The sequence below is a fragment of the Zoogloea ramigera genome, from assembly GCF_006539865.1.
GTDB classification, from domain to species: domain Bacteria; phylum Pseudomonadota; class Gammaproteobacteria; order Burkholderiales; family Rhodocyclaceae; genus Zoogloea; species Zoogloea ramigera.
The window spans coordinates 14,187-28,234 of record NZ_BJNV01000029.1; the positions used below are offsets into that span (position 1 = coordinate 14,187).

Below are 14,048 nucleotides of genomic sequence, written 5' to 3' on the forward strand. Positions count from 1 at the left end.
GCCCCCGGGGTCACCACCCCGTGGGGTGGTCATTTTGGCCCCGCCCCCCAGGGGGCACGAGGCAGGTGGCGGCCCGATCGGGCCGACGAGAGGGGTGGTCGAGGCCACCCCTTTCTCATTCCATGGCCTTGCGGTGCCGGCTCCCACCCCAGCCTGACTTTTCACGACCGTGACGCCTCTGCCATCGACCGGCCCCACCACCGCGAAAGCATCCATGCGACACCGCAGCACCTCCCGCGCCCTCTACGAACTGCTCAGTTCGATGCGCTTCGCGATCAGCCTGCTGACCATCCTCGGCATCGCCTCCATCATCGGGACGGTGCTCAAGCAGAACGAGCCCTACAACAACTACCTCAACCAGTTCGGCCCGTTCTGGTTCCCGGTCTTCGAGAAGCTCGAGCTGTACACGGTTTATAACTCGGTGTGGTTCCTGACGATCCTCGGCTTCCTTGTGCTGTCGACCAGCACCTGCATCGTCCGCCAGACCCGCCCGATGCTGCGTGACATGCGCAGCTTCCGCGAGGGCGCCCGCGAGAGTTCGCTGGCCCAGTTCCAGCACCACGCCCGGCTGGGCACCAGCCTCGACGCCGACGCCGCCCGCCAGGCTACCGAAGCCTACCTGGCCCGCGCCGGCTTCAAGGTGCGCGCCAACCCCCGCGAGGACGGCCTGCTGCTGGCCGCCAAGCAGGGCAGCTGGACCCGCATCGGCTACTTCCTGGCCCACTCGGCGATCGTGCTGATCTGCCTCGGCGGCCTGCTCGACGGCAACCTGCCCCTCAAGGCCCAGATGGCGCTGGGCGGCAAGGTCGTCACCTCGGGCAACCAGCTGATCTCCGACATCAAGCCCGAGAGCCGCCTGGGCCTCGAGAACTGGAGCTTCCGCGGCAACGTGTTCATCCCCGAGGGCAAGAGCGCCAACGTGGCGGTGCTCAACGTGCAGGACGGCATCCTGCTGCAGGACCTGCCCTTCACCGTGTCCCTGCACAAGTTCCACCTCGAGCACTACGACACCGGGATGCCGAAGCGCTTCGCCAGCGACATCCTGATCACCGACAACGCCACCGGCAAGTCGGTCGAGAAGACCATCGAGGTGAACAAGCCCTTCGAGTTCGACGGCATCATGATGTATCAGGCCAGCTTCGAGGACGGCGGCTCACGCCTCAAGCTGGTGGGCCACGACCTGCGCCCGGGCAGCACCGCCGCCACCTTCCCGGCCGAGGCCGCTGTGGGCGACAGCATCAAGCTCAGCAATGCGGGCCTCGATTACACCCTGGAAGTCGGCAGCTTCCGCGCCTTCAACATCGAGAACATGGCGAACGAAGAGGCCGCCGAGACGAACACCATCGCCAGCCTCGAGAAGCACCTGGGCAGCGGCGCCAAGTCGCCCACCAAAAAAGACATGAAGAACGTCGGCCCGAGCGTCCAGTACAAGCTGCGCGACTCCGCTGGCCAGGCCCGCGAGTACCAGAACTACATGCAGCCGATCGAACAGGACGGCGCCTGGTACATGCTGTCGGGCATGCGCGAGAGCCCCTCGGCGCCCTTCCGCTTCATGCGCATCCCGGTCGACGAGGACGGCAAGGCCGACACCAGCCTGGCGATCCGCCGCGTGCTCATCGACAAGAGCCGCCACGACGAGCTCGCCCGCCGCTTCGCCAGCGTGATGCTCGGCGCCGACGCCACGCCGGCCATCCGCACCCGCATGCACGAAACCACCGCCAAGACCCTCGAACTCTTCGCGGTGGGCGGCTTCGAGAGCGTCGGCAAGTTCATCGAGAGCACCATCCCCGAGGCCGAGCGCGAGAAGGCCGCCGACGTCTTCATCAAGATCCTCGAAGGCGCCGGCTGGGAAGCCTGGAAGATCGCCCGCGCCAGCGCCGGCCAGCCGCCCCTCGAGATGAACGGCGCCCGCGCCCGCCTGCTGCGCGACACCCTCAACGCCACCAGCGACAGCCTGCATTACGGCGCGCCTGTGTATCTGCAGCTCAACGGCTTTGAAGAGGTGCGCGCCACCGTGCTGCAGGTCACCCGCTCGCCGGGCAAGCCGATTGTTTACCTGGGCTCGCTGCTGCTGGTGCTGGGCGTCTTCGCGATGCTTTATATTCGCGAACGTCGGCTCTTCGTGCTGATCAAAGCCTCTGGCGAGGCCTTGGTGGCCCTCAGCTCCAACCGCAAGTCGCTGGACGTGGACGAGAGCTTCCGGCAGCACCGGGACGCCCTCGCCGCCCTGCTCAACCCGAACGCCGGGCCGTCTGCCCGCTCCTGATGTGAGGATCGCCTGATCATGGATATCGCCCAGCCCGACCACTCCCGCCTGCTGCGCCCCACCGGCATCGGCGACTGGCTGTTCGCCCTCGTGCTGGCCGGCGCCGCGGTGTTCGCGCTGCGCCAGTACGGCGGCTTCATGGATGTTTACGACAAGGGCATCCTGCTGCTTGTCGTGCCGGGCCTGGCCGCCATCGGCTGGGCCTGGAAGCCCTTCCGGGCCTTCCTGGCGGCGGCGGCAGCCCTCGCCCTGGCCAGCATCACGCTCTACCAGGGTGACCTGGCCCGGGCCGAGCAGGTGTTCTTCCTCAAATACCTGATATCCAGCCAGACGGCGATCATGTGGATGAGCGCCCTCGTCTTCATCGCCACCGGTGCCTACTGGCTGGGCCTGCTGGCCCGCTCCGACTTTGCCGAAAAGACCGGCTCGGCACTCACCTGGTGCGCCGTCACGATGGGCACCACGGGCCTCCTGGTGCGCTGGTACGAGAGCTACCTGATCGGCACCGACGTGGGCCACATCCCGGTGAGCAACCTGTACGAAGTCTTCGTGCTGTTCTCGCTGATCACCGGCCTGCTCTACCTGTATTACGAAGGCCACTACGCCACCCGGCGGATGGGCGCCTTCGTGCTGCTGGTGATCTCGGCGGCGGTGGCCTTCCTGCTGTGGTACAGCTTCTCCCGCGAGGCCCACGAGATCCAGCCCCTGATCCCGGCGCTGCAGAGCTACTGGATGAAGGTTCATGTGCCGGCCAACTTCATCGGCTACGGTGCCTTCGCGCTGGCGGCGATGATAGGCGTGGCCGACCTGCTGGTGCGCCGCGGCATCCTGGCCAGCCGCCTGCCGAGCCTGGATGTGCTGGGCGACGTGATGTACAAGGCCATCGCGATCGGCTTTGCGTTCTTCACCATCGCCACCATCCTCGGCGCCCTGTGGGCGGCCGAAGCCTGGGGCACCTACTGGCAGTGGGACCCGAAAGAGACCTGGGCCTTCATCGTGTGGCTCAACTACGCCGCCTGGCTGCACATCCGCCTGACCAAGGGCCTGCGCGGCCCGATGCTGGCCTGGTGGGCGGTGATCGGCCTGCTGGTGACCGCCTTCGCCTTCGTGGGCGTCAACATGTTCCTGTCAGGCCTGCACTCCTACGGGTCGCTGTAACTCACCCGCCCCGCCGGCCCGCCTCGAGGCGAGCGATCTCGGCCGCACTGAAGCCCGCCCTCCGGCGGGCTTCGACATTCAGGGGCCGCGGCGGCCACGGGGCGTCGAAATCCGCCATCAGCGCCAGATAGGTCGCCTCGGGCTCGAGGCCGCGTTCGGCGCAGAAATGGCGGAACCAGCGGTCGCCCAGCGCCACGTGGCCGATCTCGTCGCGCAAAATGATGTCGAGCACCGCGATGCTCGCCTCGTCGCCGATCCGGCGCAGACTGGCCACGATGGGCGGGGTGGCGTCCAGCCCCCGCGCCTCCAGCACCCGTGGCACCAGGGCCATGCGGGCGAGCGGGTCGGCGGCGGTCTTGACGGCCATGTCCCACAGGCCGCGATGGGCCGGGAAGTCGCCATAGGCAAAGCCCAGGTCGGCGAGGCGGGCGCTCACCAGGCCAAAGTGATGTGCCTCTTCCCGAGCCACCTGCAGCCAGCCGTCGTAGTAGTCGTCCGGCAACCCCCGAAAACGATAGACGCAGTCGAGGGCCAGGTTGATCGCGTTGAACTCGATGTGGGCGATGGCGTGCAGCAGCGCCGCGTGTCCCTCGGGCGAGCCCGGCTTGCGGCGCGGCACGGCGGTGTGGGGGATGAGCTCGGGGCGGGCCGGGCGACCGGCGTCTTCCACCGGCAGGACCGGGCAGGCGCTCGCCAGCGGCAGCGGGAGACGCCCGGCGGCGCGGTCGTCATGCAGCTGCACCACCGCTGCCACCTTGTCGGCCGGGGCGCAGCACATCAGGGCCCGGTAGGCGCGGGCGTACAGATCGTCGTTCTGGAACATGGGAGCGGATGGTAGCAGCTCCCGCTCAACCCCGCGGGCAGGGTTTGCACGCAAAAAAAGAGCCGCATCCTTGCCGATGCGGCTCTAACCCTTGATACGAACTTTCTGTTTCGGACGCTCAGGCGGCCTTGCGCTTGGCAGCCACGGGCGCCGCGGCGCCGGTCTCGACGGCACGCTTGATGGCGAGCAGGTTGGAGTCGGTGATGCCCTGGATCTGGGCGCCGACCTTGTTCATGTTGTCCATCGCGGTGATCTGGGCTTCGAGGCTCTTGCGGAAGGCGTCGAACACCACGCCGAAACCTTCCGGTGCGCCCTCGGCCAGACGCTCGATGCTCTCCTGCATCTGGCGGGTCGCCTCGACGACGGACTGCTGCAGGGCAGCGGAGATCATGTCACGGGTCTCGATGAGCACTTCGTACTGCTCACGGGCACTCGCTGCGGCGCGTTCGAAGCCCGGGGTCACATGGGCCTCCTGCCATTGCAGCAGGGCGGCCGGCTCACGCACTTCGAGCAGGGCCCGGGTGGCCGCCAGCGCGCTCTGGGTGGAGGCCAGGCCGGCGTCGAACTGGATGCGGGTGATCTTCTCGAGCTGGTCGCCCAGGCTCTGGCCAAGCTCGGCGAGACGATCGAACGCGGCCGGGTTGAACTGGACGAACTGACTGAAATCTTTGACGGACATTCCTTGCTTCCTCTCGATTGAATGAGCCGGTGGGCGGCGCGCGGGGGGTTGTCTCCTCCACCTCTATGGGTTGCGTCCCACGCAGTGGCCGGGCTCGCGATGCACCTTGATTGCGGTGCACAACGAGCCGGAGTGTGCCAAATTTAGCGATATCACCAAATCCGGCTTTTCCCCTTCAGGCATCCGGGAAAACCCGGAAGCAAGCCGCCGCCAGCCTGCTCATTGCCCGTTTTTCGACTCCGCAGACCAGCCCACGCCAACGACCAGGCGGACGAGTTCGGCCAGGGAATCGACCTGCAGCTTTTCCATCACCCGGGCACGGTGCTGCTCCACCGTCTTGATGCTGATGCCGAGGCCCTCGGCGATCTGCTTGTTGAGGCGGCCGGCGACCATCCCGGCCATGACATCGGACTCGCGGGCGGTCAGGCTGTCGATCCGCGCCTGGATCTCGGCCAGCCAGCCCCGCGCGGCACGCTGGGCGGCGGCAAACTGGACGGCCTCCTGGACACGATCCAGCAGCACCTGCTCGTTGAAGGGCTTCTGGAGGAAATCGAAGGCCCCCTCCCGCATCGCGCGGGCAACCATCGGAACATCACCGTGGGCAGAGACGAAGATGATGGGTAGCGGGTGGCCGAGGCGACTGAGGCGCTCCTGCAGCCCCACCCCACTCAGCCCCGGCATGCGCACATCGAGCACCAGGCAATGGGCCTGGCGCAGCGCCTCCTCGTCGGCGAGCACGTCGAGGGCGCTGGCGAAGCTCTGCACCGGCAGCCCCAGCGTCTCGATGAGCAGGCTCATCGAGAGGCGTACGGCATCGTCGTCGTCAACCACGCAAACCAGTGGATCATCCATTTCAGGCCTCCTGCCAGCTCAACCCCGCCGCTGCCGGCGGCTGTCGGCACAGCCTCATCCGGCGAGGGCCGGGAGCGTAAAACAGAACGTCGTCCCAGCGGGACTACTGTGTTCGACCCACAAACGCCCGCCATGATTCTCGACGATAGTGCGGCAGATCGGCAGGCCGAGCCCCACGCCGTCCGGCTTGGTGGTGAGGAAGGGCGCGAAGGGGTCGGCCCGGATGGCGTCGGCGAGCCCCGGGCCCCGGTCGGAGACGGCCAGCACCACGCAACCGTCGGCGCCGGTGCACGCCGTGATCCGCAGGATGCGCTCATCGGCGAGCTCCGCCATGGCGTCGATGGCGTTGCGGATCAGGTTGGCCAGCACCTGCTCGAGCTGCACGTGGTCGGCCAGCACCGGCGGCAGACCTTCGGCCAGATCCACCACCACCCGCACGTTGCTGGCACCCAGATCGGGCTGCATGAAACGCACCACGCTGCGCACGACGCTAGCAATGGCCACCGGAGCGGTCACCGGACGGCCCTTGCGCACGAAACCACGCACCCGATGGACGATCTCGCCGGCACGCAGGGCCTGCTGGGCGATCATCTGGAGCGGCTCGCGGATGGGGTCGGCGAGGGGCCCCACGGCATCGAGCCGGCGCAGCACAACGCCGCTGAAGTTACGTATCGCGGTGAGCGGCTGGTTGAGCTCGTGGGCCAGCGCGGTGGCCATCTCACCCACATGAATGAGCCGGCCGGCGTGGGCCAGCTCCTGCGCCTGACGCTTCTCGCGCTCGACGGCCAGGTGGCGATCGTGCACATCGCGCACGGTGCCCGTCATGCGCAGCGCCTTGCCGGCGGCGTTGCGCTCCATGACCTTGCCGCGCACCGCCACCCAGCGGTAGGTGCCATCCTCGCAGCGCAGGCGGAACTCGACGTCGGCGATCGGCTCGCGCCCCCGGAGGTGGGCGTCGAAGACGGCCATCGCCCGCCGCAGATCGGCCGGGTGCAGGCGCTCGGGCCAGATGTCGTTGCCCCGCACCGGGCGATTTCCGCACAGGCCGATGATGCTGCGGAACGAAGGGCTGACATGGATCTCGCCGCCGTCAATGCTCCAGTCCCAGCGGGCATCGCCGTAGCCTTCGAGGGCGAAGCGCCACAGCCGCTCGGATTTACGGAGATTTTCGATCTCCTCGTGGGCATGGCTGACGTCCCGGTGGGTGCCGACAAAGCGCAGCGGATCGCCGCCGGCGCCACGCTCACAGACCTTGCCCCGGGCCTGGATCCAGCGATATTTGCCGTCCTTGCAGAGCAGCCGGAACTCGGCCTCATAGGCCACAGTAGAACCGTGCAGGCAGGCTTCGAGCCGCCGCAGGGCGTCGTCCCGGTCTTCGGGGTGGAGCAGAGTGCGCCACTCGAGGCCCGCCGTCTCGTCGGGCGTGTAGCCGAGCATGGCACCCCAGAGGGGCGAGCGGTATTCGTGGCCGCTGGCCAGATGCCAGTCCCACACGCCGTCGCCGGAGGCTTCGAGAGCCAGCCGCCAGCGCTCGGCATCATCCGGCGGCGGCCCGCCGGGCTCACGGGGAAAGGCTTGCGGCTGCTCCACGGCCACGCCGCCAGCCGTCAGCGCAGGCCGCCGCCCGGCATCATGCCCTTCATGGCACGCATCATCTTCTGCATGCCCCCCTTCGAGAACTGCTTCATCATCTTCTGGGTCTGTTCGAACTGGCTGAGCAGGCGGTTGACCTCCTGCACCGTCACCCCGGAGCCCGCGGCGATACGGCGTTTGCGGGAAGCCTTGAGGAGCTCCGGCCGGGCCCGCTCGGCGGGGGTCATGGAGTTGATGATGCCCTCGATGCGCTTGACCGCCTTCTCCTCGACGCCGCCCTGGAGCTGCCCGGCGGCCTGGGCGAACTGGGCCGGCAGCTTGTCCATGAGGCTGGTGAGGCCGCCCATCTTCTTCATCTGGCCGAGCTGGTCCTTGAAGTCGTTGAGGTCGAAGCCCTTGCCGCTCTTGAGCTTCTGGGCAAACTCCTTGGCCTTCTCCTCATCGACGCCGCGGCGCGCGTCCTCGACCAGCGACAGGATGTCGCCCATGCCGAGGATGCGGCTGGCCATGCGCTCGGGGTGGAACTCCTCGAGGCCGGCGAGCTTCTCGCCGACACCGGCGAACTTGAGCGGCTTGCCGGTGACGTGGCGCACCGACAGCGCCGCACCGCCGCGGGCGTCGCCGTCGAGCTTGGTGAGCACGACGCCGGTAAGGGGCAGCGCATCGTTGAAGGCGCGGGCGGTGTTGACCGCGTCCTGGCCGAGCATGGCGTCGACCACGAACAGCGTCTCGATGGGCTTGACCGCCGCGTGGAGGGCCTGGATCTCCTCCATCATCGCCTGGTCGATGGCGAGCCGGCCGGCGGTGTCGACCAGCAGCACGTCCATGTAATGGCGGCGGGCGTAGTCGACGGCCGCGAGGGCGATGTCGACGGGCCTTTGGTCGGCCGTGGACGGGAAGAACTCGACCCCCGCCTGCTGGGCGACGGTCTGGAGCTGGGCGATGGCGGCCGGGCGATAGACGTCGGTGGACACCACCATCACCTTTTTCTTCATCCGCTCGGAGAGCAGCTTGGCGAGCTTGCCGGTGGTGGTGGTCTTGCCGGCGCCCTGCAGGCCGGCCATCAGGATGATCGCCGGGGGCTGGGTGGCCAGGTTGAGGCCGGCATGGGCGCCGCCCATGAGGTCGGTGAGCTCGCGATGCACCACGCCGACCAGGGCCTGGCCGGGGGTCAGCGAGCTGAGCACTTCGGTGCCGACGGCCTTTTCCTTGACCCGGGCGATGAAGTCCTTGACCACCGGCAGGGCCACGTCGGCCTCCAGCAGCGCCATGCGGACTTCCCGCAGGGCGTCCTGGATGTTGTCTTCGGTAAGGCGGGCCTGGCCGCGCAGGGTCTTGACGACCTTGGCCAGTCGCGTAGTGAGGTTGTCCAGCATGATGGTCTGTAGCCGAGGGCTTGGAGTAAACTTGCGAAATGCCCTCGATTCTACTTCATCTGCTCCCCGCCACCCTGTACACCGCACTGGGCGTGCGTTTCTGGCACAGCCGCTGGCACGCACCGGCCCTGTCCTCCCGCCCCGGCCTGCGGCCGTGGGAGCGCGCCCTGATGCTGCTGGCGCTGCTGGCCCACGGCTTTGCACTGCACAGCGTGTTCTTTTCACCGGAGGGCATCCACTTCGGCTTCAGCCTGGCCCTTTCGCTGATGATGTGGCTGGCCATGCTGTTCTACTGGATCGAGAGCCTCTACGCCCGCCTCGAGGGCCTGCAGACGCTGGCCATGCCCTTCGCCGCGGTGTGCTCGCTGCTGCCGGCCTTCTTCCCCGACCAGCACCTGCTCGCCAACGCCGGCAGCGCGCTGTTCAGGGCCCACTTCGTCGTGGCGATGCTCGCCTACAGCCTGTTTACGCTGGCGGCCCTCCACGCGGTGCTGATGGCGGTGGCCGAGAAACGCCTCCACGGCGCGCGCCTAAGCCGGGCCTTCGCCGCGCTGCCGCCGCTGCTCACCATGGAAACGCTGCTGTTCCGCCTGATCGGCATCGCCTTCGTGCTGCTCACGCTCACCGTGGCCTCGGGTGTGCTGTTCTCCGAGGCCCTGTTCGGCAAGGCCTTCCGCCTCGACCACAAGACCGTCTTCGCGATCATCTCGTGGCTGCTCTTCGGCAGCCTGCTGGTGGGCCGCCACACTCGCGGATGGCGGGGTCGCAAGGCCCAGTACTGGACGCTGGCCGGCTTCGTGGCGCTGATGCTGGCCTACGTGGGCAGCCGCTTCGTGGCCGACGTGCTGCTCGGGCGCGCGGCTTGACAAGCCCCGGCCCGAATCCAATACTCGGGCAATCCCCCGGCTGAACCTCCTCCCCCGCGCCCCGCTTGGAAAGCATCCCCCTCTCCGTCCAGTCGCTGATCCTCGTCACGCTCCTCGCGCTGTCGGGCTTCTTCTCCATGGCCGAGACCTCAATGATGGCGGCCAACCGCTACCGGCTGCGCTCGGCCGCCGGGCAGGGCTCCCGCGGGGCCCGGCTGGCGCTGGCGCTGCTCGACCAGACCGACAAGCTGCTGGGCATCATCCTGCTGTGCAACAACCTCGTGAATGCCGCCGCGGCCACCCTGGTCAGCGTGATCACGATCCAGCTCTTCGGCAACGAGGAGTGGGTGCTCGGCGTGAGCACGCTGGGGGTCACCTTCCTGATCCTGGTGTTCTCCGAGATCACCCCCAAGGTGATCGGCGCCAACCACGCCAATCGCCTGGCCTGCGTCGTCAGCTACCCGCTCACCGGGCTGCTGAAGGGCCTGTATTTCGTCGTGTGGTTCGTGAACCTCTTTGTGGCCGGCCTGCTCGGCCTGCTGCGCCTGCGTGATGCCGGCAGCGGCAACCAGGATCTGTCCACCGACGAGCTGCGCACCATGGTGCTCGAATCCGGCGCCTTCATCCCGCCCAAGCACCGCAGCATCCTGGTTAACCTGTTCGAGCTCGAGGACATCACCGTCGAGGACGTGATGACGCCCCGCCACCAGATCGAGGCGGTGGACATCGCCGAGCCGATGGAGATCATCCAGGGCCACCTGGCCACCTGTTATCACACCCGGCTGCCGGTCTTCGATGGCGAGATGAACGCGGTGATCGGCGTGCTCCACGTACGCCGCCTGCTCGCCCACAGCTTCGAGAACCGCCTGTCGGTGCCCGACATCCGAGAGCTGCTGGCCCGGCCCTACTTCATCCCGGCCAGCACGCCGGTTTACTCCCAGCTCCAGTTCTTCCAGGAGAACCGCGAACGCCTCGGCCTGGTGGTCGACGAATACGGCGAACTGCTCGGCCTGCTAACCCTCGAGGACATCATCGAGGAGCTCATCGGCAAGTTCACCACCGGCGCCCCCGACGCCAGCGAGCGGCTGCGCTGGGGCGAGGACGGCAGCGTGATCGCCGACGGCAGCCAACCCCTGCGCGCCCTCAACCGCAAGCTCGGCCTGAACCTGCCGGTGGACGGGCCGAAGACCCTCAACGGGCTGGTGCTCGAACATCTCCAGGACATCCCCGAATCGGGCCTTTCGGTGCGCATCGCCGGGGTGCCCATCGAAGTGATGCAGGCCGAAGACCGTCGCATCAAGACCGTGAGAATATTCCGCCCGCAAACCGGCAAATAGACACAGAATGTGGCGCGGGTTTACAAGCCCGCCCCCCGGCGGCATGATCGCTGCAAATTTCAGCCAGACCACCCATTTAGACGCTCCGGCATGTCAGCACCACCCCAAGTTGCCCTGAGCGGGCTCGCTCGCGCCCTCGTACAGCACGGCCGGATCCTCGAAGCCGAGGCGCTGGCGTGCACCTCGCCGTCCGCCAACCCCAACGACTTCCTCCTCGAGCTGATCAAGCGCGGGCTGATGAGCGCCGGCGACCTGGCGCGCTTCGCCGGCCAGACCTTCGGTTCGCCGATCATGGACCTGGCGGCCTACGACGTCGGCCACCTGCCCGTCGACGCCATCGACCGCAAGCTGATGATCAAGCATCAGGTAGTGGCCCTGGGCCGGCGCGGCAACCGGCTCACCCTGGCGCTGGCCGACCCGTCCAACCTGCGCATCCTCGACGAGATCCGCTTCCAGACCGGGCTCGCCGTCGACCCGGTGGTGGTCGAAGCGCCCAAGCTGGTGGCCCTTGTCGACCAGCTCTCCGAATCGGCCAGCACCACCCTCAAGGAGCTGACCGGCGAAGAGTTCGACATGGACCTCCTCGGCCAGGAGAGCGGCGTCGAGACGCCCCAGCAGGACGAAACGGCCTCCGACGTGGAAGACGCGCCGGTGGTGCGCTTCATCCAGAAGCTGCTGATCGACGCCATCAACGAAGGGGCCTCGGACATCCACTTCGAGCCCTACGAAAAGTACTACCGGATCCGCTTCCGCACCGACGGCATCCTGCGCGAGATCGCCCAGCCGCCGCTGGTCCTCAAGGAAAAGATCGCCGCCCGCATCAAGGTCATCTCGCGCCTCGACATCTCCGAGAAGCGCATCCCCCAGGACGGCCGGATGAAGCTGGTGCTCTCCAAGAACAAGGCCATCGACTTCCGGGTATCGACGCTACCGACCCTGTATGGCGAGAAGATCGTCATGCGTATCCTCGACCCGAGCTCGGCGATGCTCGGCGTCGACGCCCTCGGCTACGAGCCCGAGCAGCGGGCCGCCCTGATGGAGGCCATCGGGCGCCCCTACGGCATGATCCTGGTCACCGGCCCGACGGGTAGCGGCAAGACGGTGTCGCTCTACACCTGCCTGAACATCCTCAACAAGCCCGGCGTGAACATCAGCACCGCCGAAGACCCGGCCGAAATCAACCTGCCCGGCGTCAATCAGGTCAACGTTAACGAGAAGGCCGGCCTGACCTTCTCGTTCGCCCTGCGCGCCTTCCTGCGCCAGGATCCGGACGTGATCATGGTCGGCGAAATCCGTGACCTGGACACCGCCGAGATCTCGGTCAAGGCCGCCCAGACCGGCCACCTGGTGCTGTCCACCCTGCACACCAACGACGCCCCTTCGACGCTCGAACGCCTAAAGAACATGGGCGTCGCGCCGTTCAACATCGCATCCTCGGTGATCATGATCACCGCCCAGCGCCTCGCCCGACGCCTGTGCACCTGCAAACAGCCGGTGGACATCCCGATCGAGGCGCTGCTATCGGCCGGTTTCACCCACGAGGATCTGGACGGCAGCTGGCAGCCCTACGGCCCCAAGGGCTGCGAGCGCTGCAAGGGCAGCGGCTACAAGGGTCGGCTGGGCATTTACCAGGTCATGCCGATTTCCGAGGAGATCGCACGTATAATCATGACGAACGGCAACTCGATGGACATCGCCGCCCAGGCCCAGCGTGAAGGCGTACGGGATCTGCGCCAGTCCGGCCTCCTGAAGGTGAAGCAAGGGGTCACCTCACTGACCGAAGTCCTCGCCTGCACCAACGAGTGATCGCCCCACGCGGAAACAACCGATGGCCACTGCACCTACCAAGAAAACCCCCGCCCGCGGCACCACCGCCGTACGCGAACACCTGTTCGTCTGGGAGGGGAAAGACAAGACCGGCAAGATCATCCGCGGCGAAATGCGCGCCACGACGGAAACCGTCGTGCAAACCGTGCTGCGCCGCCAGGGGATCCTCTCCCACAAGATCCGCAAGCAGGCCTTCGCCCGCGGGCGCAAGATCGGCGACAAGGATATCGCGCTGTTCACCCGCCAGCTGGCCACCATGGTGCGTTCGGGGGTGCCGCTGCTGCAATCCTTCGACATCGCCATCAAGGGCTGCGGCAACCCCTCGCTAGCGCGCCTGCTCAACGACGTGCGCGCCAGCGTCGAGACCGGCAGCAGCCTGTCCCAGGCTTTCCGGCGCCACCCGGACCACTTCGACGCGCTGTTCTGCAACCTGGTCGCCGCCGGCGAACAGGCCGGTATCCTCGACTCCCTGCTCGACCGCCTGGCCACCTACAAGGAAAAGATCCTCGCCATCAAGAGCAAGATCAAGTCAGCCCTGTTCTACCCGATCTCGGTGGTCGTGGTGGCGGCCCTGGTGGTCTCGGTGATGATGCTGTTCGTGGTGCCCGAGTTCAAGAAGGTGTTCGCCAGCTTCGGCGCCGACCTGCCGGCACCGACCATGCTGGTCATCACCCTCTCCGACTTCTTCGTCAATTACTGGTACATCGGTTTCGGCCTGATCTTCGGCGCCATCACCGCCATCTCCTACACCTACAAGCACTCGCCGCAGATGCAGGCCACCGTCGACCGCCTCACCCTGCAGATCCCGGTGATCGGCGACGTCATCCGCAAGGCCACCATCGCCCGCTGGACGCGCACCCTGTCCACCATGTTCGCCGCCGGCGTCCCCCTCGTCGAAGCCCTCGACTCGGTGGGCGGCGCATCCGGCAACGTGGTGTACAAAAACGCCACCAAGCAGATCCAGTCCGACGTCAGCACGGGTACCAGCCTGACCGTGGCCATGCAGAACGTCCTCGTCTTCCCCACCATGGTGATCCAGATGGTCTCCATCGGCGAAGAGTCTGGCCAGCTCGACTCCATGCTCAGCAAGGTCGCAGACTTCTTCGAGCGCGAGGTGGACGATGCCGTCGCCGGCCTCAGCCAGCTGCTCGAACCAATAATCATGGTCTTCCTGGGCGTGGTGATCGGCGGCCTCGTGGTCGCGATGTACCTGCCGATCTTCAAGCTCGGCGCCGTGGTCGGCTGATGCCGCAAGCTCCCTGGAAGCAGTC

At 67.1% G+C, this 14,048-nt stretch carries 11 protein-coding genes; 6 read left to right on the forward strand and 5 right to left on the reverse strand.

Annotation, left to right across the window (positions count from 1 at the left end; genetic code table 11):
- The first annotated feature begins 214 nt into the window (after nucleotides 1-214).
- Complete coding sequence (locus ZRA01_RS09715; protein ID WP_141351614.1) at nucleotides 215-2,266, forward strand: cytochrome c biogenesis protein ResB; 2,052 nt, start codon at nucleotides 215-217, stop codon at nucleotides 2,264-2,266.
- A gap of 18 nt (nucleotides 2,267-2,284) precedes the next feature.
- On the forward strand, nucleotides 2,285-3,424 hold the full coding sequence (gene ccsB / locus ZRA01_RS09720; protein ID WP_141351616.1) for a c-type cytochrome biogenesis protein CcsB: 1,140 nt from the start codon (nucleotides 2,285-2,287) through the stop codon (nucleotides 3,422-3,424).
- A 1-nt stretch (nucleotide 3,425) separates the two neighbouring features.
- Here ccsB and ZRA01_RS09725 read toward each other — a convergent pair whose 3' ends face one another.
- From ZRA01_RS09725 to ffh, 5 genes are all read right to left on the reverse strand, one after another.
- The gene (locus tag ZRA01_RS09725; protein ID WP_246093554.1) at nucleotides 3,426-4,247 is read right to left on the reverse strand and encodes a ferritin-like domain-containing protein; all 822 of its coding nucleotides are present in this window, start codon (nucleotides 4,245-4,247) and stop codon (nucleotides 3,426-3,428) included.
- 118 nt (nucleotides 4,248-4,365) lie between these two features.
- Nucleotides 4,366-4,926, reverse strand: a complete 561-nt coding sequence (locus ZRA01_RS09730) for a phasin family protein (protein ID WP_141351618.1) — start codon at nucleotides 4,924-4,926, stop codon at nucleotides 4,366-4,368.
- 219 nt (nucleotides 4,927-5,145) lie between these two features.
- Nucleotides 5,146-5,778, reverse strand: coding sequence for a response regulator transcription factor (locus ZRA01_RS09735; RefSeq protein ID WP_141351619.1), 633 nt, complete (start codon nucleotides 5,776-5,778; stop codon nucleotides 5,146-5,148).
- 54 nt (nucleotides 5,779-5,832) lie between these two features.
- Nucleotides 5,833-7,368, reverse strand: a complete 1,536-nt coding sequence (locus ZRA01_RS09740) for a PAS domain-containing sensor histidine kinase (protein ID WP_141351621.1) — start codon at nucleotides 7,366-7,368, stop codon at nucleotides 5,833-5,835.
- A 17-nt stretch (nucleotides 7,369-7,385) separates the two neighbouring features.
- Nucleotides 7,386-8,747, reverse strand: a complete 1,362-nt coding sequence (gene ffh / locus ZRA01_RS09745) for a signal recognition particle protein (RefSeq protein ID WP_141351623.1) — start codon at nucleotides 8,745-8,747, stop codon at nucleotides 7,386-7,388.
- A 38-nt stretch (nucleotides 8,748-8,785) separates the two neighbouring features.
- Between ffh and ZRA01_RS09750 the strand changes: the two genes are divergently transcribed.
- The 4 genes from ZRA01_RS09750 (at nucleotide 8,786) to ZRA01_RS09765 (ending at nucleotide 14,023) form a co-directional block, all read left to right on the forward strand.
- Nucleotides 8,786-9,613: a cytochrome C assembly family protein gene (locus tag ZRA01_RS09750; protein WP_141351625.1), complete on the forward strand. Its 828-nt coding sequence runs from the start codon at nucleotides 8,786-8,788 to the stop codon at nucleotides 9,611-9,613.
- Nucleotides 9,614-9,678: 65 nt separating this feature from the next.
- On the forward strand, nucleotides 9,679-10,950 hold the full coding sequence (locus tag ZRA01_RS09755; protein ID WP_141351627.1) for an HlyC/CorC family transporter: 1,272 nt from the start codon (nucleotides 9,679-9,681) through the stop codon (nucleotides 10,948-10,950).
- A 90-nt stretch (nucleotides 10,951-11,040) separates the two neighbouring features.
- Nucleotides 11,041-12,756 (forward strand): type IV-A pilus assembly ATPase PilB, encoded by a 1,716-nt coding sequence (gene pilB, locus ZRA01_RS09760; protein WP_141351629.1) that lies wholly within the window; start codon nucleotides 11,041-11,043, stop codon nucleotides 12,754-12,756.
- A 22-nt stretch (nucleotides 12,757-12,778) separates the two neighbouring features.
- Nucleotides 12,779-14,023 (forward strand): type II secretion system F family protein, encoded by a 1,245-nt coding sequence (locus ZRA01_RS09765; RefSeq protein ID WP_141351631.1) that lies wholly within the window; start codon nucleotides 12,779-12,781, stop codon nucleotides 14,021-14,023.
- The last annotated feature ends 25 nt before the right edge of the window (nucleotides 14,024-14,048 follow it).

Excerpts from the sequence above, each read along its gene's own strand:
- ZRA01_RS09750 (WP_141351625.1), top strand. The coding sequence starts at position 8,786 with ATGCCCTCGATTCTACTTCATCTGCTCCCCGCCACCCTGTACACCGCA.
- ccsB (WP_141351616.1), top strand. The coding sequence starts at position 2,285 with ATGGATATCGCCCAGCCCGACCACTCCCGCCTGCTGCGCCCCACCGGC.
- pilB (WP_141351629.1), top strand. The coding sequence starts at position 11,041 with ATGTCAGCACCACCCCAAGTTGCCCTGAGCGGGCTCGCTCGCGCCCTC.
- ZRA01_RS09735 (WP_141351619.1), bottom strand. The coding sequence starts at position 5,778 with ATGGATGATCCACTGGTTTGCGTGGTTGACGACGACGATGCCGTACGC.
- ZRA01_RS09730 (WP_141351618.1), bottom strand. The coding sequence starts at position 4,926 with ATGTCCGTCAAAGATTTCAGTCAGTTCGTCCAGTTCAACCCGGCCGCG.
- ZRA01_RS09715 (WP_141351614.1), top strand. The coding sequence starts at position 215 with ATGCGACACCGCAGCACCTCCCGCGCCCTCTACGAACTGCTCAGTTCG.
- ffh (WP_141351623.1), bottom strand. The coding sequence starts at position 8,747 with ATGCTGGACAACCTCACTACGCGACTGGCCAAGGTCGTCAAGACCCTG.
- ZRA01_RS09765 (WP_141351631.1), top strand. The coding sequence starts at position 12,779 with ATGGCCACTGCACCTACCAAGAAAACCCCCGCCCGCGGCACCACCGCC.
- ZRA01_RS09725 (WP_246093554.1), bottom strand. The coding sequence starts at position 4,247 with ATGTTCCAGAACGACGATCTGTACGCCCGCGCCTACCGGGCCCTGATG.